This is a genomic window from Leptospira selangorensis (genome assembly GCF_004769405.1).
In the GTDB taxonomy this organism is placed as follows: domain Bacteria; phylum Spirochaetota; class Leptospiria; order Leptospirales; family Leptospiraceae; genus Leptospira_B; species Leptospira_B selangorensis.
In genome coordinates, this window is sequence record NZ_RQES01000016.1 from 299,008 (window position 1) to 317,767 (window position 18,760).

19 protein-coding genes are annotated in these 18,760 nt (G+C 38.0%); 15 read left to right on the forward strand and 4 right to left on the reverse strand.

Annotated elements, in window-relative coordinates; genetic code table 11:
• Positions 1-3 precede the first annotated feature (3 nt).
• From EHO58_RS11850 to EHO58_RS11895, 10 genes are all read left to right on the forward strand, one after another.
• A complete protein-coding gene (locus tag EHO58_RS11850) occupies positions 4-624 on the forward strand; it encodes a hypothetical protein (RefSeq protein WP_135680053.1) in 621 nt (206 codons plus the stop codon).
• Positions 625-725: 101 nt separating this feature from the next.
• Positions 726-1,373, forward strand: coding sequence for a hypothetical protein (locus tag EHO58_RS11855; RefSeq protein WP_135680054.1), 648 nt, complete (start codon positions 726-728; stop codon positions 1,371-1,373).
• Positions 1,374-1,972: 599 nt separating this feature from the next.
• Complete coding sequence (locus EHO58_RS11860) at positions 1,973-2,578, forward strand: hypothetical protein (protein WP_135680055.1); 606 nt, start codon at positions 1,973-1,975, stop codon at positions 2,576-2,578.
• Positions 2,579-2,617: 39 nt separating this feature from the next.
• On the forward strand, positions 2,618-3,334 hold the full coding sequence (locus tag EHO58_RS11865) for a hypothetical protein (protein ID WP_135680056.1): 717 nt from the start codon (positions 2,618-2,620) through the stop codon (positions 3,332-3,334).
• A gap of 94 nt (positions 3,335-3,428) precedes the next feature.
• On the forward strand, positions 3,429-3,971 hold the full coding sequence (locus tag EHO58_RS11870; protein WP_135680057.1) for a hypothetical protein: 543 nt from the start codon (positions 3,429-3,431) through the stop codon (positions 3,969-3,971).
• A gap of 184 nt (positions 3,972-4,155) precedes the next feature.
• Positions 4,156-4,662: a hypothetical protein gene (locus EHO58_RS11875; protein WP_135680058.1), complete on the forward strand. Its 507-nt coding sequence runs from the start codon at positions 4,156-4,158 to the stop codon at positions 4,660-4,662.
• A 266-nt stretch (positions 4,663-4,928) separates the two neighbouring features.
• Positions 4,929-5,942 carry a hypothetical protein gene (locus EHO58_RS11880; RefSeq protein WP_135680059.1) on the forward strand — a complete coding sequence of 338 codons (1,014 nt, stop codon included), beginning with the start codon at positions 4,929-4,931 and terminating at the stop codon, positions 5,940-5,942.
• A 34-nt stretch (positions 5,943-5,976) separates the two neighbouring features.
• On the forward strand, positions 5,977-6,528 hold the full coding sequence (locus EHO58_RS11885) for a hypothetical protein (protein WP_135680060.1): 552 nt from the start codon (positions 5,977-5,979) through the stop codon (positions 6,526-6,528).
• A gap of 302 nt (positions 6,529-6,830) precedes the next feature.
• Positions 6,831-8,315, forward strand: coding sequence for an MASE3 domain-containing protein (locus EHO58_RS11890; RefSeq protein WP_135680061.1), 1,485 nt, complete (start codon positions 6,831-6,833; stop codon positions 8,313-8,315).
• A gap of 6 nt (positions 8,316-8,321) precedes the next feature.
• Positions 8,322-8,684: a response regulator gene (locus EHO58_RS11895; protein ID WP_135680062.1), complete on the forward strand. Its 363-nt coding sequence runs from the start codon at positions 8,322-8,324 to the stop codon at positions 8,682-8,684.
• 10 nt (positions 8,685-8,694) lie between these two features.
• Here EHO58_RS11895 and EHO58_RS11900 read toward each other — a convergent pair whose 3' ends face one another.
• The 3 genes from EHO58_RS11900 to EHO58_RS11910 all read right to left on the reverse strand — a co-directional run bounded on the left by EHO58_RS11900 (position 8,695) and on the right by EHO58_RS11910 (position 11,420).
• Positions 8,695-10,077, reverse strand: coding sequence for an OmpP1/FadL family transporter (locus EHO58_RS11900; RefSeq protein WP_244241151.1), 1,383 nt, complete (start codon positions 10,075-10,077; stop codon positions 8,695-8,697).
• Between the two features lie 96 nt (positions 10,078-10,173).
• A complete protein-coding gene (locus tag EHO58_RS11905; protein ID WP_135629274.1) occupies positions 10,174-10,533 on the reverse strand; it encodes a hypothetical protein in 360 nt (119 codons plus the stop codon).
• Positions 10,530-11,420 (reverse strand): patatin-like phospholipase family protein, encoded by an 891-nt coding sequence (locus EHO58_RS11910; protein ID WP_135680064.1) that lies wholly within the window; start codon positions 11,418-11,420, stop codon positions 10,530-10,532. The genes EHO58_RS11905 and EHO58_RS11910 overlap by 4 nt, the downstream gene beginning before the upstream one ends.
• Positions 11,421-11,630: 210 nt before the next feature.
• Here EHO58_RS11910 and EHO58_RS11915 point away from each other — a divergent pair, with 210 nt between their 5' ends.
• Genes EHO58_RS11915 through EHO58_RS11925 form a run of 3 tightly spaced genes read left to right on the forward strand, consistent with a single transcriptional unit; the run spans position 11,631 to position 15,513 of the window.
• On the forward strand, positions 11,631-13,259 hold the full coding sequence (locus EHO58_RS11915) for an FAD-binding dehydrogenase (RefSeq protein WP_135680065.1): 1,629 nt from the start codon (positions 11,631-11,633) through the stop codon (positions 13,257-13,259).
• Between the two features lie 16 nt (positions 13,260-13,275).
• Positions 13,276-15,009 (forward strand): thiamine pyrophosphate-binding protein, encoded by a 1,734-nt coding sequence (locus tag EHO58_RS11920; RefSeq protein WP_135680066.1) that lies wholly within the window; start codon positions 13,276-13,278, stop codon positions 15,007-15,009.
• A gap of 12 nt (positions 15,010-15,021) precedes the next feature.
• Positions 15,022-15,513, forward strand: a complete 492-nt coding sequence (locus EHO58_RS11925) for a copper resistance protein CopD (protein ID WP_135629278.1) — start codon at positions 15,022-15,024, stop codon at positions 15,511-15,513.
• Between the two features lie 23 nt (positions 15,514-15,536).
• On the opposite strand, the gene EHO58_RS11930 is transcribed toward EHO58_RS11925, so the two are convergent.
• Positions 15,537-16,250 carry a Crp/Fnr family transcriptional regulator gene (locus tag EHO58_RS11930; protein ID WP_244241152.1) on the reverse strand — a complete coding sequence of 238 codons (714 nt, stop codon included), beginning with the start codon at positions 16,248-16,250 and terminating at the stop codon, positions 15,537-15,539.
• 124 nt (positions 16,251-16,374) lie between these two features.
• Here EHO58_RS11930 and EHO58_RS11935 point away from each other — a divergent pair, with 124 nt between their 5' ends.
• Together EHO58_RS11935 and nosZ are read left to right on the forward strand one after the other, a co-directional pair.
• Entirely contained in the window at positions 16,375-16,821 is a 447-nt protein-coding gene (locus tag EHO58_RS11935) for a c-type cytochrome (protein ID WP_135680067.1), read from the forward strand.
• Positions 16,822-16,875: 54 nt separating this feature from the next.
• Positions 16,876-18,756 (forward strand): Sec-dependent nitrous-oxide reductase, encoded by a 1,881-nt coding sequence (nosZ, locus tag EHO58_RS11940; RefSeq protein WP_425269448.1) that lies wholly within the window; start codon positions 16,876-16,878, stop codon positions 18,754-18,756.
• Positions 18,757-18,760 lie beyond the last annotated feature (4 nt).

Consider the following 18,760-nt stretch of genomic DNA (forward strand, 5'->3'; position numbering starts at 1 on the left):
AAAATGAAATATATTTTTTTCATAATAGTATTCATTTTTGGAATACGATGTATTTCTCAAGATATTCTGGTAATTCCATCTGAATATAAGATAAAGAAGTCCGATTGGAAAGAAGGAGCGATCAAATTTATTGTTATTAACAATTCTGGAATTAATTATGATAATTTAATATTAGAAAGAATTTGCATTGCGCCAACGGATAAAGATCTTGAATCTTTGGACTGTGTGATCTCTGAATTTCAAAAGTTAAGAATAGAAACTTCGAAATCATCGAATCAGAAAATTTCGATTCCGGAAGGAGACTTTGTCGGTTTTATTCAGATTCGTGGCAGTGAAGATTTCGAAAATATATATTCCAGAATAGTTTTTGACTCAAGAGTTTCAGAAAATTCTAAATGCAGTCATTCAGAAGTGGCAGAAGGATTGAGTTTTTTAGATATAGAGAAATGTACTAAACTCAAAATTCGTAATGGCAAAACTACGGAAATTGAATTAGAAATAACGAGTAAATTTGAGTCGTTCTTTGGGGAGGCACTTTTTATTGGTATTATAAGTTTTGGATTAGCTTCCCCTCAGATGAACATTCGCCACACTAAAGTAAATCTCAAGAATTCAATTAATTGAGACTAAAGGGCTCTAACTTAATATCGGATGTGGTATGGAGTTACACATAGTATTATTTTGCCAACTGGTCAGCGTAATGTGGGTGGAAGAGTATTTACTGATTGCTAAACCATGGTAATAAATTTTTTGTTAACCTTATGAAAGTTCTTATATTAGTATGCCAAATTTTTTTAATTATTGGATGTGCAACAGAAGAACTAAAATTACCAAGCGTTGAAAAAAATTCTAAACAAGAGTATGGGTCTTTAAAGATTGATTTTGAGAATCGGTCGAAGGATGATGAATTTGATGAAATTTCGATTCATACAATATGTATTTCAGGTAAACAAAAAATTGAAACTAGATTGGACTGCGATAAAAGTGTTTGGAGAGTTAATTCTAAGAAACTAAAGAAAAAGGATTCTTTTGAAGTAGAATTACCGTCTGGAGAGTATTTTGCGTTCTTATCAGTATTGGGTACTCAGTATTTCGAAAGCTTTAAACTTACTGGCTCTTTCAAGAATTTAATAAAAAATATCGCCAATAGTAAAGGCTGTGAAGTAAAATTTGGATGGTTTGATGAATTCGAATGTAATCCTTTGAAAATTGCGGCTAATAAAACGACTGAAATAAGAATTGTCATTACTGAATATCATGAGTCTTTATGGGTTCCATCGATACTTATTGGATTTGTTACTCTTGGTCTGATAATAATTCCACCTAGTGTCCGGCATGCCGAAATTCAGGTAAATTACCCAACTTCGAAATAAATAAAAATACTGTTGTTAAGAACGGGAGGTTCGAGTAGAAATCAGGATTGAAATAGTAAAATTCAATTTAATTGGATTTTCTCTTCTATCTCGTAATTGTATATTTGATTCACTCTGGCAAGTAAGAGATGAATTAACTAACAATAAAATTTTAAAAAATCATGCCTTTTCAGAATATTAAAATGTGGTTCTGATAATGGCGTATCTTGCGGTCTGCAAGTCTATAAATGATATTCTGCTATAGGGACAAATAGCTCTTTTGCGAGATTAATTCCAGTCTGATGATCTCTATTCCAGTATAATTACAATGAATTTCGAGAGTTTAGGAGCCGTGACAATAGATATGCTTATGTGGATTCTGATTCGCTGAAGGCTTGCTTAACGGAAGTGATGTTAACTTCTTGTAATGGGGCTTTGACGAAAATCCGATTTTCCGAAATATCATGATTATGTATATGTACAAAAAATTTGGGCTTTCACCTGGAGCTTGTATGGTTGGAGGTCAGGAATTCTATGACTGTGATTAAGATATTGATTATAAAAGTTTATGTATTCATACTTTATAATAAAAATAAAAACAGAGTGACTTTGTCGAAATAATGAAATTAGAAGCAGTTATTCTTATCCTAATCTTATCATTACTGTCTTGTAGAGGCGTCTTGGAAAGAGAATATCCTGAGTTATCAAACAGGGAAAAAGGAAAATTATTAATTTCTTGGACAGATGATTCCGGAAAAGATCTTTCTAAGATTAGAATGCGGCATTTCTGTCTCAGAGAAAAAGAAATAAAAGATCCCCGCAGTTCCTGTGAAGATATCGAATTAGCTTGGCAATACGATTTACGTAAAAATGATCAAATAGAGATAGCTATTCCTGAAGGTAATTACTCTGCTCGACTGACTATTCGAGAAAATTCTGGTGATTCGGATTATTCTTTTGTAACCTATTTTGGTTTCGGAGAATCCACTCAATCTCAATGTTTGTTTTCGTTTATCCAAAGTGATTTCCTTCCATATGATAGATTTGATTGTCCTAAGCTTGAGATTAGGCCGGGTAAAACTACGAAAGTTAAAGTAAAGGTGACAAGCAAACAAGAGGTTTGGAAAACCGAATCTTTATTAGTAGCAATCTTCTCCTTAGGTTTAGTTGCTTCTCCTTCTCAGCTTACACATTTGGGTATGGAATATATTCAGCCAAATAAGTGATTTAGTTTTGTATTAAGGTTAATAGTATTTTGAATCACCATGAATTATAGAACTTTTAAGTTAATAAGCCTTAAACGCTCGATTATAATATTCTCACGTGGAAAAAATGAATATTTAAAAAATTATTCCTTCTTAAACAAAACTTCTCTATCTTATCTTACAATTGCGCTGTTGATATTCTTCCTTATTTTCTGTTATAGCTGCGTTAATGATCAATACATTAAGAATTACTCAGAGCAGGAAATAGGAGGAAAAAAGATCACAGTTGAGATCTCTGTTTTCCATGGTGATGATCATTTGCTCGATAAAAGTGTGATGATTAGGCGATTTTGTATTGGAAGTGATTTGAATAAATTGGAACAAAATTGTGAATTAGATCCGATTATATTAAATTATACAATCACTACCGAGAGGCCTCTTCGAATAAGTATCCCGAGTCGGCAGCCAATTATCGCAAAAATTCTATTTCAACATGTAGATCATTGGTCTTTCGCCGATGCCGCTGCCTATTTTACTGACCAGAATAAAATTTCATCCCCTACGAATTGTAAAACGTCTGGTGTTTCCTTAGAAGGATTTCCAAAATTTCTATGTAATGGCTTTAAAAATACAAATCAAGTTCATAAAATCCGGTTTAAATATTTAGGAAAAAAGGATTTAGAAAAACCGGGAAGTGGTGGAGAGCTTATTGATAAGATCATCTTGAGTCCAATGTTTTTACCTGCTGAAGTTGTATATGAGTTGGCTTCACCTTAAAATAAGATCAGGTTTCCTATTTTTAGAAATGAAATACCTTATATTGCTGATCTCTATTTTTCTAGTAACTTCATGCGAAGTTAGGGAAAGTATCTTGATTTCTAATGATCCAAACTCCGGGACGTTAGTTTTACGTTTAATTGATAATTCGGAAAATAAAGAGTGGTCTAATTTAAAAATTCACACGTTATGTTTTCAGGAAACCGGGAATGAAGATCCTTTAGAAAATGAATGCTTAGGGGAAGAATTAATTAGTCGGACTAATATAGGTGTGAATGATCAGTTAACGATAAGAATAAAGCCGGGGAAATATACTGGAAGAATTTTGGTCCGAGAAGAAACTTTTTTCTTGGGAAATACTGTAGTTTCTGTAGGTCTGTTTGGTGAGAAATTGTCTTCGCAAGTAAATTGTGAGCATCTTTCAGAAAAGCTTAATGGAGCCATATTTGATATTTCTCGATGCCCCGGCATTTTAATCAAACCTGGAAAAAGAACGATGATCGATTTTGTCGTTACAAATGAAAAAGAATCATTCCCCTTGAGAGCATTTTGGTTAGCTTTATTTTCGAAAGGACTTTCAGGGGGAAGTCGCCAATTTTCAATCAATCATTCAAAATTTCATATATACAGTGAATAAAATGTATAAGTTAAATTTTGTGCGCATTCCGGATAGAGATTCGACGAAAATCCAATTGTTAGATTTCTTATATAGCTTTATCGATATAGGAAGTATAATACTGCAGCGGAGAAACGCTGCATTTATAATCATAAGCCTCTTTGCAATTAGCTGTAAGACGAATGAGAATCTAAAGTCGTCTGCCTTGGTAAATGGAAAAGGGAAAAATTATTTAACCATCCAACTAATAGATCACTCTTCAGAAGATTATAATTCTCTTGATATCGCTTCTTTATGTATTAGTGAACAGAATGGAAATTCTTGTTTATTGGATTTTAGAGAAGGGACTTTAGATGTTTCTTCGGAAGGAGTAAAAATTTCTTTGCCTCCTGGAAAATTTGACGGATCGCTGAGATTAAGAGGAGGGACTTGGGAAAATATAAAAACGAATATTAGTTTTGATCTCTCGGGGATCAGTTTAACATCTGGAGTTGAATGTAAATCAGAAGAAGTTGCAGCAGGTTATACCGTGCATCAGAATATAGTATGTCCTTCGATAATTGTTGCTCCCAATAAGAATCCAATCCTAAGAATTGAGATCTCTCCTGTGTATAAATCCTACTTAGAGGCTTCGATTATATTATTTCTATTTTTTCGGAATCCCACGCAAGCTAATCTGAGATTTTTAAAAGTATCTTTGATACAAGGTTAATGTCTCTAAAAAGGGTTGAAGAAGTATTTCGCCTTTGATATTGTAAGCGCTTATTAAATTAAGCATTTAAGAAGTGCTTAATAGGGAAGTTTAAATTAAGAATTATTAAATCTGTCTTCAGTAGGGGATAATTTAATGGTAATTTCAGATTTACCTTTGCGTGTAAGACGTTAGTTGTGCTGTATTTTTTATAGAAAACTTGACTCCATTTTAAAATTTCAAGATATATCAATAATAGACAATCGTGTCAATTCGAGGTGCAAATTTTGAAAAATCTGAAATTCGGTCTTCTCGTTTCTACGTTATCTTTCATTCCGTTGTTTCCCGCTCAGGCAGCTTGGTGGGAAGTGTCCGGAAGAATTGGTTACGGGATATGGAGTCCAATTGAAGAATCCAGATCAGAAGCAATTCAGAAATCTCCTGCCTCTGGAGGATTACATTATGGATTTGGCGGAAGTGGAGGATTTGGAAGTGGATACTCGCTTAGAACGTTTTCAAATTCCGGGAAATATTCTTTTTGGATAGATTATTCTTCTATTAAAGAAACAGCAAGTGATCGTAATGTTTTCTTATTTGCAGATTCGGCAACGATTCGCCCTGTAAATGCAACTACGATGATGAATTTGAATCGAAATGAGTTTGTTTTCGAATATTCTTACTTTTGGATCCCTGCAAGATTTGGAACTGGGATTGGTTTACGAACAGTAGCTGAATCAACTAGTAGCAACCCTTCTTTTTTTGCGACATTTCCGGGAGCAGCGATTACTCTCTATAAGACAAGCCAAAGCCATTTTGGACCTCAACTGTCGTTATATTATCTTCAGCCTTTAGCAGATTGGGTTCAGTTTAGATCACGTGCAACAGTCTTTTATCTCGATCATGGAACTTACAATGAAAATTCTAGCTCGATCACAAATCTACCGGGAAATCCATTGCCACCAGATCCGATCACTATTGCGAATGATCGAACAACTATCGGTTCCAAGCGTAGGGGGGTTGATTTGGATTTGAGTTTCATATTTCCGATTGAACATAATGTTAATTTGTTCACTGGTTACAAGCTCACCATTTCTGAAGTAGCGACAAATCGTCTTGCATCAACTGGAAGAAGTTTGGATGCAAGCGGACATTTTACTAGCTTCTCGACAACGAATGCAATGTCAGATTTAGCATTTTCTCCATATTACTCGCGTTTTGTAAGAGATACTATTCATACCATTTATTTTGGAGTAACCCTCGCCGTTGGTGGAGAAGAGGGTAGGAATAAGTGGTACAACTAGTTCTTTATTTTTATATAGGATCTGAATAAAACATATGAAAAAAATAATAATCTACTTTTCTGTTCTTTGTCTCAATCTTAGTTGCGTAACTGCAGCTGGAGTTACGGAGATGATTGTTTGGGACTCTGGTACAAATAAGAAAGTTGCGGATAGAATTTATATTAGTGATGCCACAGGAGGAGAGATGACTGTCCCTTGGGGATCTCCTACAATTACAGATCGAAATTTTACACGCGCGCTAAAGGATTCAATTGTCAACTCAGGTTTATGTGAATCTATTTCTACAAACGTTAGTGAAGATTGGATTTTGAGTGCTGCAATTATGAAATTAGATAATCCCTCATTTGGAGTTATGGATTTTACTCATAAGCTTACGGTTAGATATATTTTGAAGAACAAGGGAATATCTGTATTTAATGAAGTTATTGAAGCTCAAGGAATCGGAAAATTTACAGACCAACGGGTTGCACTCTATAGAGCACAGATGGCGACCGAGGCGGCTGCACAAGAAAACATTCGAAAGTTTTTAGCAGAATTAGAGAAGAAATTAAATTTGAAACCAGGAAAATCTAAATTCGGAAAGTGAGGGAGCTTGGAGCTTTCGATTATAAGAATATTACATTCAAAGTAGTTGATGATTCCTATATGGATGGATTTATATTATATACAGCCCTTACTCCTATTCAGTTAGGAGGGGACTTTCAAGCTGCTGAAATTAAATATTCGATTCAGAGTTCGAAGGGCAGGTGAGATTCAAATTCTAAATAAGATCTGAATGATCGGCAAGCTATATTGATATTTGTCAATCTTCCGATTTGTCCTGCTGCGCGAATTGTGAATGACAGAACCTATAATCTATAAATGGATTTCAGGTTCGGAATGGCGATAATGGATCAGGAAATTTCTTATTCGAATCGTCATTGGATAAACGTAACCGCTGCGTTTTTCCTAGCTTCTCTTCCTATCCTGATTATCCAGGTTTTTCATTCGTCCGTATATTTCGAATCCGAAATCCCTCCATATCTTGTCTTTCATAATATAGCCGAATCATTCAGCATCATCGTATCGATGTCTATTTTCGGAGTGGGTTGGTTTACTTACGCGCAAAGTAAGGACAAACATACCTTATTTTTAGGGACTGCTTTTTTAGGCATCGCCTTAATGGATATGATGCATATGCTGGGATACTCCGGCATGCCGGATCTACTTACTCCGAATTCTCCCAATAAATCGACTCAGTTTTGGATCATAGTCCGTTTCTTCGCGGCAATTTCTTTTTTGACGAGCGCATTTATTCCTAACGAGAACGGTTTGTTTAAACGAAAAGGATTGATGCTGTTTGTGCCGATCCTAGTTTCCGCTTTTGCATTTATTGCAGTTACCTATTATACGGGCCTTCTTCCCGTAACTTTTTCTCCCGAGGTCGGTTTAACACATTTCAAAAGGGCTTCGGAGTTCGTTATTATTTTTGTATTGACCCTTGCCTTAATCGCTTATTGGTTTAGGATTCCTAAGTTCGGTTGGAGTCATACTAAGTATTATATATACGCATTCGTGTTTTGTATATTCAGCGAGCTTGTATTTGCAGTGTACACAACTGTATTTGATATATATAATGTACTCGGTCATATTTATAAAATTGTTTCCTTCTTCCTGATTTATAGAGGGGTTTTTATTTCTTCTATCAATAGCCCGTATCGGAAAATTTTAGATACGAACGAGAAATTGTATAGGTCCTTAGGTGAAAAAGAAAATCTGATCCGGGAGATATATCATCGTTCCAATAATACTTTGCAAGTGATCGGAAGTCTGATCCTTCTACAAGCGGAGGCGTATCCGGATAGTCCCGAAATTAAGACGGTCGTGTATAGGATCCAGGATCGTATACAGGCTATCTCCCTTGTCCATAGATTATTATATTCGGGAAAGGATCTGTCCTCGGTACCAATAAAACAATATATCTCCGAATTATCGAATTACGCATTACAAGCCAACGTTAATACTTCCTGCGAGCTGAGCATTCAGACGGACATAGAGGATCGGAAACTTCTTTTTGATATGGTTATCCCTATAGGTTTGATCCTTTCCGAACTTTTGAATAATTCGGTCAAATTCGCTTTTCCGGAAGCTTCTTCCGGGAACATATCGATCCATTTTTACGAAGGTCGTGATGGAAGATTTCACTTAACGTATTCCGACGACGGTGTCGGAATGAAAGAAGATTATAACTTTAGAAGTTGCAGTTCTTTAGGAATACAACTCGTACAAGGGATCGCGGAAAGTCAATTGTCCGGTAAGATCCGTTTTAAGACCGGTCCGAATTTTCAATGCGAGATCGATTTTCCGAATAATATATATAAAAAGCGAGTATAACCGGAGATGAAAAATTTAAACGTACTTCTTGTGGAAGATGAGGTTATAATAGCCATGTTAATCCGAAGAGAGTTGAAAAAGATCGGATATAATGTGATAGATCTCGCTACCTCGGGAGAAGAAGCGATCCAAATCACAAAGGAGGATCGCCCGGATCTGATCTTAATGGATATCACTCTTGCTGGAGAAATGGATGGGATCACTGCCGCTTCCGAGATAAAAAAGAATTGGGATATTCCTATTATTTTTGTGACTGGATACCAGGATAGAGCTACTAGAGAAAGAGCGGCTTTAACTAACCCCTTGGGTTATTTTGTAAAACCTTTGCAGATTGATCAATTGAAGAGCTTAATAGATTCCCATTTTTGAGCCCGGCTTTTCAAATATTTTTTTCAATACCGAAACTTAGGCTTAATACCGAAACGGATTTACTGAATTGGAATTGAGCCAATTGGATCTCTTTTGCGGAAAAAATGGAATGTGCAAGAGCCCAATCCGAGGACTCGCTACCTTTCATTGATTTTGGAAACGCGTATTCTATAGCGAAATGGAGCGCCGAACCGCTTGTAGTATAATATCCCAAACCTCCTGCAAGATGATGTTCATTTGTAGTTCCGAGCATTGGGTTTAATCCTTGAGGAGTCATTGGAGTTTTTGCATAGCTGTAACCTGCTCTGAATCTAAATCCGTATTTCCATTCATATTCCGCTCCGAATGCGAAACAATATTGGTCTCTCCATCTGAAATTCATTTGCATTACGTTTGATTCAAGTCCGACCGGAGTAGTTAATAATGGTTGCTCCAGAATGAATCTATTGGTGCGAAAACTTTGGGACCAAGGAATAAATTTAATATCAAAATCAAAGATCCAAGAATTGTTTCTGTAAGAGATCCCAAAAACATGTCTATCCGGCCAAACCATATATCTGGATACACGAGATTCATTTTTTATGATTGGATTTTCTCCTTCTACCTTCATCTGCCCGTCCATATGTAAAACGTTTCGGAGTGTATAAGAATAAGCGACTCTGATATTAGAGGAGAGCTCATAAGAAAATCCTAATTTTCCTCCGTAAGAGTAAGCTGGATCGCTATTATAAGCTAAACTTCCAGGTAGCTCGATTGTCCTGCTCAGATCCATATTAGTCTTTTTCATTTCCATGAATGCATATGCAAGATCAAGTCCTATGCCCACCGATAGATTTCCGAATCTATATCCGGCCCCTATAGTCAACTTGGTAAGCATAAATTTAAATTTAAGATCTTCTTGTATTTTTCTTTCTGTTCCCAAAGGAACATCAACACCTAATGTATCATTTAAAGTTTGTTTGCCGGGTGCGATCCGATTTATATTCGAAAATAATCCTCCGCCTCCTCCTTGCGTATACAATGCGAATCCGATCCCGAGACGATCTGTGACCGGATGGATATAACCCATATAAGGAAAAACAGCTCTTGGAGTTTCCACGATCTTATTTTGGTAGGAAGGGTTAGGGTCCTGGTCCATAAAAGAATCTGAATATTCTATTTTCGCAAAATGAACGGAAGTCCCGAATTCCCATTTAGGTGTAGTGAGCCTCGCTAAATGAGATGGATTTGATTCCAAGTCCATGACTGATCCGCCGACTGCCTGGAATGCACCTCCCATCCCAGCCTGCCTTGCTCCGAATGAAGTGGGCATGATCCCTTGGAATCCATACAGGGAAGATCCGAATGAAAAGAAGAGCAATGTTAGGAAGAAGCTAAAAGGGATCCTTTTCATTCGAGTAAGCCTATCTCTACATTTGATATTAATTCCGAGATTCATTCTCAAATTATTCATAAGATCCTAGGAATTGCATTGATCCAAGTCAATTTTTTAGAATCTAGTGAGATACACCATTGGTTGGGGATATGCGGGATAACGAATGGAAAACCTGGATGCAGTTTCAGTTTTTCTTCTATCCTCCGGAAAGCAGATAAATTCGATCCTGAAGTCCCGGATCTCCATCTCGGGAGGTTGGATCCCATCTATAAAATCCATCCACTCCCAAGTTGGAACATTAATAAAAAGTAATCCCCCCTCCGGGAATTCATAACGTGGTTCTTTTTTATATTCTTTAGAATTCCATTCAAGATGAATATACACTCGAGGATGATGTTCTTCAAAGTCCATTATCAATTCATAATTGATCCTATCGAGTGCAGGCTTTAGAGAGGGGAAGGAAATCGTTTTCATAGTTTTCGTTTTAAAAATTTTGCGGCCTTTCTTCCGATTTCTTTTCCTAATTCTACTGTTTGTTCCAGTTTAGATTGTTTAGTCGTGATTAATCCGACGGGAAGTTTTGATTCAGGTGCGATTGTATAAATTCGGACTCCCTTTGGCGGATTTGAAGCGATCTCTCTTGCAGTATTATAATTTGTATGATGAGAAAATTTCATGATCTTGGATAATTTTCGATCTAGAGGAAAGGATAAAAATCTGCTAATAGATGTGAGTGGGGGAGAAGAATGTTGGATAGGAGAATTTAATACTACGGTTATATCCTTATATCCCGCCTCGATCAGATCTTGTAGCGGCAAAGGATTCAGGATTGCTGCATCGGATAAATATTCTCCTTCTACCTTATATTTTCCTTTGGTTGCGATCGGAAGTGATGTTGCTGCCTTTAATAGATCGAAAAGATTTTCTTTTGTAGCCTTTCTATATTCCACGGATCTGGAGCGAAGATTACTTACGGCAATCCTTAATTCGGGTAGTCCCTTTTTTCCTAAATTTTCGGTTAAGATCCTGTATTTTTTTCTAAATAGATAATCTATTAAATATTTCTGATCTAAGAATGGTTTACCGAAAAGAGGATGAAATACTGATATCAATTTTTTACCTGCGAGTTCATATTTCCAGATAGAAAGTGTATGATCTCCGGAGACCGGTTCAGGATCGGGAGTGGTTGCGTAATATGCCGCGCAACAGGCTCCGGAAGAAACAGCCAGGACCAGATCGAAATTTTTGGCAGGTAGAATACAATTCAAAGAATGTAAAACTCCTCCCGCAAATGCTCCTTTCATTCCTCCTCCTTCTACCAATAGTGCTCGCTTTCCTTTTTTTGCTTTAGGAAGTTCCATAAATTCTCCTTTGAACGAAACTTAGAAATTTATTCTTCGTTTCCATTTACAGAAGATATGAGATCATCTCTTTCGAAAAGGTTGCAAATTCAAGATGACTCCAAGGTTAAGAAATTCGTTTCAACGTATTAAACATGATAAATGTTAATGCGCACATTGATATCGATCAATTGCGTCGGAAAGATTTTCAGTTAAAATTATATTCTGAAAATGGAAGAGAAGAAAAAAGAAAAAACATCCTTATCCACCGAAGTTTTAGTGATCGGAGCAGGTCTCGCAGGGATCGTTATCGCTTTGGATCTATTAGATGCTGGAAAGAAAGTGATCTTGGTAGATCGTGATTCTGAGGATCGATTGGGTGGTCTTGCTCGACTTTCTTTCGGAGGTATCTTTATGGTAGATACTCCGATCCAAAGATGGAACGGAATACAGGATAGTATTTCTTTGGCTCTTTCCGATTGGAATTCTACCGCTGAATTTTCGAAAGGAGATACGTTCCCAAAACTTTGGGCTCAAGAATACGTTAACCGATCTTTAGAGGATATATTCTATTATTTGAAGGGAAAATCCGTCGGTTTTTTTCCGGTCGTACATTGGGTGGAAAGAGGAATGTTCAAACCGGGGAATAGTGTTCCTAGGTTCCATATGGTTTGGGGAACGGGAGATGGTCTTATCTCCGCATTAAAGAAAAACTTATACTCCCATAAAAATCTGAATAAACTTCGCTTTCTATTTAAAACTCGAGCCAAGGAACTGATCCGTTCCGGAAAAAAGATCCAAGGTTGTATTGCGGAATCTGAAACGGATGGAAGAAGATACGAGATCTTCGCAGAACATACCGTGCTCGCTAGCGGTGGAATCGCAGGAGACATGAAGAAGATCAGGAAACATTGGCCCAAATCCCTTGGCAAGCCCCCGGAGATCATTCTGAACGGTTCTCATAAATATGCGATCGGAGATCTTCATACTGCTTCCGCTAAGATAGGAGCGAATCTAACTCATCTAGATAAGATGTGGAATTATGCGGCAGGTGTTCATCATCCTGATCCAAAATGGGAAGGAGAAGGACTCAGTCTTGTTCCTCCTAAATCTGCTCTATGGCTGGATTCAAAAGGAGAAAGGATAGGACCGATTCCTTTGGTCACCGGCTTTGATACTCGTTATCTTGTAGAAAGGATCTGTGCTCAAGAAGAGAAATTTTCATGGCAGATCATGAATTGGAAGATTGCAGTCAAAGAACTTGCAGTTTCAGGTTCTGAATTTAACGACTCGATCCGCAATAAGGACTTTTTAGGATTTTTGAAAACGGTATTTTTCGGGAACGAACCTTTCGTAAAAAAGATCAGTTCCGAATGTCCGGATTTCGTAGTGGCAAATTCAATTTCAGAACTTGCAGAAGGAATGAACCAACTGAATGAAGATCGTTCTATCAATGCAGAAAGATTGGAAAGAACAATCTTGGAATACGATGAGATGATTGAAAGAGGAGAAACATTCCATAACGACGATCAACTCAGAAGGATCACTCAACTTCGTAATTATAGAGGAGATCGTGCTAGGACTTGTAAGTTCCAAAAGATCTTAGATCGAAAAGCGATGCCTCTAATTGCGATACGTGAATTTATCCTAACTCGAAAATCTATGGGAGGGATCCAAACCGACTTAAGATCCAGAGTTTTGGATCCCAGAGGAAATCCTATAGAAGGTCTGTATGCAGTGGGAGAAGCAGCCGGTTTCGGCGGCGGAGGTATCCACGGCAAAGGCGCTTTAGAAGGTACCTTCTTAGGAAGTTGTATACTTACCTCCAGAATAGCCGCTCGTTCTATTATAAAACCATAAATTACTAGGAATCATTATGAAAAAGACAGGTGCAGAATTGATCGTATATGCCTTGGAACAGATCGGAGTGAAATTCACTTTCGGGATACCTGGAGTTCATAATACGGAACTATACGATGAATTGAATATATCTAAGGATATTACTCCCTATTTAGTAACCCATGAATGTGGGGCTGCGTTTATGGCGGACGCGATTAGTAGAACTTCCGAATCTATAGGTACTTTAGTGATCGTTCCAGCTGCAGGTGCGACTCATGCATTGAGCGGAATTGGAGAAGCATACTTAGATGGAATTCCGATGCTAATTATCTCAGGCGGAGTAAGAACGGACACGGGGAAAAAATTCCAATTACATCAAATGGATCAGTCTGGTTTTTTAAAAGGCATCACTAAAAAATTCTTTAGAGTAGAAACCCATGAAGACATTATCCCGATCATATTTGAAGCCTATGAGATAGCAACAGAAGATGAGGCAGGCCCTGTTTTTATAGAAATTCCGGTAAACATACAATTGTTTTCAGGAAAAGTTTCTTATATTCCAACATTTACACCTGAAAGGAATGTATGGAAGATCAATGAGGCAGCATTAGAAAAATCATATAATCTTCTGAAGAGTTCCTCGCATCCTGGGATTTTTGCAGGTTGGGGAGCAAGAGAAGCAACGAAAGAATTGATCGAACTTGCAGAACTTATAGGCGCTCCTGTTGCAACTACCTTGCAAGGATTAAGCGTGTTTCCTGGGAATCATCCACTTCATACTGGAATGGGATTTGGTCCTTATTCCGTTCCGGCAGGAGAAGCCGCTTTTGAAAATTGCGATTGTCTATTAGCAATCGGAACAAGATTTTCAGAAATCCCTACCGGAAGTTTTAGCATGAAGGTCCCTGAAAATTTGATCCATATAGATGTGAATCCGGATGTATTCTCCAAAAACTATCCTGCAAAATTCGAATTAGAAGGAGACGCCAAACATATATTAGGTGCAATTATTGAAAAATTCAAGAAGGACGGAGTTCAGAAAAAAGGATCCGAGAAAATGAAGGATCTAATTCTGAAAAAGAAAAAAGAATACGAAACAGAATGGGAAAAACATTCCGTTCCGGATAAAGTGAATCCTTCTATCTTCTTTCGTGAATTGAGAAAACAAATGAAAGAAGAAGATATCCTAGTTGTGGACGACGGGAATCACACTTTCTTAGCTGCCGAACTATTTCCGGCAATACGCCCTAAAACATTTATCTCTCCTAGTGATTTTAACTCTATGGGGTATTGTGTTCCCGCTTCTATAGGAGCTAAGATTGCAAACCCGGATCGGAATGTTGTGGGTATTGTAGGAGATGGTGCATTTCTAATGACCGGGTTGGAGTTACTCACCGCCAGTACGAATTCCGTAGGTGTAGTAATTTGTGTATTTTACGATGGAGAACTAAGCCAGATCTCCCAAGGCCAGCAAATTCCTTATTCTCGTAAAACTTGCACAATACTAGGCGAGTTACAATTGGAAGGGATAGCCCAAGGAACTGGAGCCGCATATCTTTCTCTGGAATCCAATGAGAATATAGACTCCGTATTAAAACAGGCGTTCCGTATCTCAGACGAGGGTAGACCTGTTATTGTGGATATAAAGATAGATTATTCCAAAGCGACCAGATTCACTAAAGGAGTGGTCCAGGCAAATTTGGGAAGATTTCCTTTGGGAGAAAAATTCAGATTTATTGGTCGCGCTCTTTGGAGAAAATTGACCGGCTAAAGTTTTCTTCGCATGTATTTTATAGCTCTATTATTTCACTTTTTTGCGGCTGCCTTTTGGGTGGGTGGAATGCTATTCTTTGTGTTGATCTTTCGTCCGGTGTATAAGGATAAAGAGCTTTCGGATGTTAAAACTCTATTATTGCTTAAAATAGCATTACAATTCAGAAAACTTTCTTATTATGTATTTATAATATTGTTGTGCTCGGGTATCAGCATCGCTTATTTGAAGGGATATTTCGAGGTTTATTCCCAGATCTCCTATTGGCTATCTCCTCATGGAGCGGTCTTTCTTGTTAAAATGATCTTATTCCTTCTTCTCCTTTTAAGTTCTGTTCTTCACGATTTTTTGATCGGCCCAACTGCATTCAAGGATATGCAGAATGGAGTTAGGTCGGATAGCCGTAGTCGAAAATATGCATCCATTTTTGGAAGGATCAACCTTCTGATCTCTTTGTTGATCGCAGTATTGGGGCTTGCGTATTCGAGAGGTTTTACGTTTTAGCGGACCTTCTACCCGAATACGTATTAGAAGTAATTTTTTAATTCTTCTTTTTTTAAAACTTCTATCAAGCCTCTTTCCGGGTTTATAATTCCTTTATCTTTGAGTTGTTTGAGTGTTCTTGAAAAAGTTTCAGGCCTTAGGGCGAGCATAGAAGCGATCTGAGAATGTGCAAGTGTTGCTTGGTTCTCAGGAAGATAATATAGAAAGTGAGCCACTCTTTGCAAGGAATCCATAGTCATTCCACGATTAATAGAAAGATTTAGAGCTTGGATCTTAGTGAACAAAGATTGGATCAAAAGATGATTTAAGGGGATATCCGTTTTTATTCTTTCATGTAACTCTTTAAAAGGAAGAGAAAGGACCGCTCCATCTGTTACGAATCTGCCTGAGGCAGGAAAAGGGATCCCGTTTATAAGTGCTAGTTCTGCGACCATGGAAACCGGATTAAAAAAATTCAAAGTGATCTCATTGGAACTGGAATCATATTTAAATATCTGTAGTTTACCTTCTATAAGAAGATGTAAACAATCCGTTTCATCGCCTTGATGAAATAAGAATTCGTCTTTTTTTAGGATACGTTTCCTTCCACCTGAAAAGATAGATAACATCTCTTCTTCGGATATTTCATCGAAGATCATTAGTCCCATATATTTCTCATTATCATTCGATTCTTTTCTACATGTTTTGACGATCTGAAAACGATTCGGTCCATCTTTCGACCGTATGACAATTATCATCCGTGGCTTTTTAGGCAGATTGACCCGGGTCAAGGTGCTTCTTCTCCGAACGTAGTTAGATGAGTTGAAGTCCGGTCATAGGATCTGATCGCAGAAAACTAAAGATCCGGACTCTCGGGTGTTTATGAAGATAATTAAGAATATCATAAAATTCGGTAAGATCACTCCGGTACTGTTAGGTTTAATCGCTTTCTCTTTTTGCGGGAAAGAAAAACCGGCAGAAGCCGAGAGTTCTGTCGGTAGTAAGGGGATCGGGCCGATCACTTCTGTTACGTTAGGCGCATTGGACGAAGGGATGGCTCAAAAAGGGAAACAGAACTTCGAAACAAAATGTAGTGCCTGTCATAAATTCGAAGAGAAGGTCGTAGGACCTGCGTTAAAGGGAGTAACCGAGAGAAGAACTCCAGAGTGGATCATGAATATGATCTTGAATCCTATGGAGATGACCCAAAAGGATCCGATCGCTCAAGAACTTCTCGCAGAACATCTAACTCAGATGACTTTCCAAAACGTACAAGAATCTGAGGCCAGAGAGATCTTGGAATATCTTAGAAAAATGGATAAGAAATAAGGGAGGAAGAAAATGAAAATACACAAGTTCAGGAATCTTGTGCCTATCGGACTGATGGTCCTAATCAGTTTAGGGTACGGATGTAAGGGTGGGGCTGCAACTGCTGCTCTCGCTTCCGATGCGGCGAAGAGAGTGTATGTTGCGCCGGGAGAAAAGGACGAAGTTTACGCCTTCCTTTCCGGAGGATTCAGCGGTCAAATGTCGGTCTACGGAATTCCTTCTACACGTTTATTCAAGATCATTCCGGTCTTCTCTGTTTTTCCGGAGAACGGTTATGGATATGATGAAGAAACTAAGAACATGCTTAGAACTACTCATGGATATGTTCCTTGGGACGATAGTCATCATATAGAAGCGTCCATGACTGACGGAAAACAAGACGGTCGTTGGTTGTTCTTGAATGCAAACAATACTCCTAGACTTGCTCGGATCGATCTGAGATCTTTTGAAACCAAAGAGATCATTGAGATCCCGAACAGTGCGGGTAACCATGCTTCTCCTTTTGCTACGGAAAACACCGAGTATCTGATGGCGGCGACTAGGTTCTCTGTTCCAATACCTCAGGCAAGTGTTCCTATAGAAAATTTCTCTAAAGGAGATTTTAAAGGAACAGTTACTATGGTGAAGGTAGATCCTAAATCAGGAAGACTTTCTTTGGAACTCCAGATCCTTGTTCCCGGTTTCGATTACGATCTATCACATTGTGGAAAAGGGAAATCTCACGACTGGTGCTTCTTTACATCTTATAACTCTGAACAAGCATATAAGATGATAGAAGTAGGAGCTTCTAAGAATGATAAGGATTATATCTTAGCATTCAACTGGGTTCGTGCTAAACAATGTTTGGATCAAGGAAAGGCGTCTAACTTCGGAGGAGAATATTATAGAAATTATCTTCCGGAGAATCAACCTGCGATTTCTGAAAAGTTAAGTGGAGTAAAAATGCTCCAACCTAAGGACTGTCCGGGAGTCATGTATTATATGCCTACTCCTAAGAGTCCTCACGGAACGGACGTGGATCCTACCGGAGAATATATAGTGGGTGGAGGAAAGCTCGCTACAGTGATTCCGGTTCACTCCTTCTCTAAACTTATGGATGTGAAGGACAAACCTGAACATAGATCCGGAATGATCATGGATATTCCGATCCTAAAATACGAATCCACTCTTGCTGGAGAAGTTAAGAAACCTTGTTTAGGTCCTTTACATACGGAGTTTGATGGAAAGGGGTATGCTTACACTTCTTGTTTCGTAAGTTCAGAAGTTGTAAAATGGGAATTGGGAACCTGGGAAGTAGAACAACATCTTCCTGCTTATTATAGTGTTGGTCACCTTTCTATCGTAGGTGGAAGTTCCAAAGATCCGTATGGAAAATATCTGATCGCATTGAATAAGATCACTAAGGATAGATATCTTCCTGTAGGTATGGAATTACCTCAGAGTGCTCAGCTCTATGATATTTCAGGAGGTAAGGCAGAACTTCTTTCCGACTTCCCAACTGTAGGAGAGCCTCATTATTCTCAAATGATCCCTGCAAAACTTCTTATGGATAAGGCAGCGAAAATTTATCCATTAGAAGAAAATAAACATCCATATGCGATCAAGAATGAGAAGGATGCGAGAGTTGTTCGTGAAGGAAATACTGTCCGTGTTTATATGACACAGATACGTTCTCACTTTAAACCGGACACTATCGAGGTGAGAAGTGGAGATACCGTCTTCTTCCATGTGACTAACTTGGAACAAGACTTTGATATTCCGCACGGTTTCGCTGTGGGTGGGGCGCCGGAGATGCCTAACCTTCTGATCATGCCGGGACAGACCAGGACTTTCAAATGGAAAGCACCTAAGCCTGGAATATATCCGTTCTACTGCACGGATTTCTGTTCAGCTCTTCACCAAGAAATGCAGCAGTACATAAGGGTGCTTCCTTAAACGA

Coding starts and splice junctions, on each gene's coding strand:
- EHO58_RS11935 (WP_135680067.1), top strand. CDS start 16,375: ATGAAGATAATTAAGAATATCATAAAATTCGGTAAGATCACTCCGGTA.
- EHO58_RS11915 (WP_135680065.1), top strand. CDS start 11,631: ATGGAAGAGAAGAAAAAAGAAAAAACATCCTTATCCACCGAAGTTTTA.
- EHO58_RS11900 (WP_244241151.1), bottom strand. CDS start 10,077: ATGAAAAGGATCCCTTTTAGCTTCTTCCTAACATTGCTCTTCTTTTCA.
- EHO58_RS11890 (WP_135680061.1), top strand. CDS start 6,831: ATGGATCAGGAAATTTCTTATTCGAATCGTCATTGGATAAACGTAACC.
- EHO58_RS11850 (WP_135680053.1), top strand. CDS start 4: ATGAAATATATTTTTTTCATAATAGTATTCATTTTTGGAATACGATGT.
- EHO58_RS11895 (WP_135680062.1), top strand. CDS start 8,322: ATGAAAAATTTAAACGTACTTCTTGTGGAAGATGAGGTTATAATAGCC.
- EHO58_RS11860 (WP_135680055.1), top strand. CDS start 1,973: ATGAAATTAGAAGCAGTTATTCTTATCCTAATCTTATCATTACTGTCT.
- EHO58_RS11885 (WP_135680060.1), top strand. CDS start 5,977: ATGAAAAAAATAATAATCTACTTTTCTGTTCTTTGTCTCAATCTTAGT.
- EHO58_RS11920 (WP_135680066.1), top strand. CDS start 13,276: ATGAAAAAGACAGGTGCAGAATTGATCGTATATGCCTTGGAACAGATC.
- EHO58_RS11930 (WP_244241152.1), bottom strand. CDS start 16,250: ATGATAATTGTCATACGGTCGAAAGATGGACCGAATCGTTTTCAGATC.
- EHO58_RS11925 (WP_135629278.1), top strand. CDS start 15,022: ATGTATTTTATAGCTCTATTATTTCACTTTTTTGCGGCTGCCTTTTGG.
- EHO58_RS11865 (WP_135680056.1), top strand. CDS start 2,618: ATGAATTATAGAACTTTTAAGTTAATAAGCCTTAAACGCTCGATTATA.
- nosZ (WP_425269448.1), top strand. CDS start 16,876: ATGGTCCTAATCAGTTTAGGGTACGGATGTAAGGGTGGGGCTGCAACT.
- EHO58_RS11905 (WP_135629274.1), bottom strand. CDS start 10,533: ATGAAAACGATTTCCTTCCCCTCTCTAAAGCCTGCACTCGATAGGATC.
- EHO58_RS11910 (WP_135680064.1), bottom strand. CDS start 11,420: ATGGAACTTCCTAAAGCAAAAAAAGGAAAGCGAGCACTATTGGTAGAA.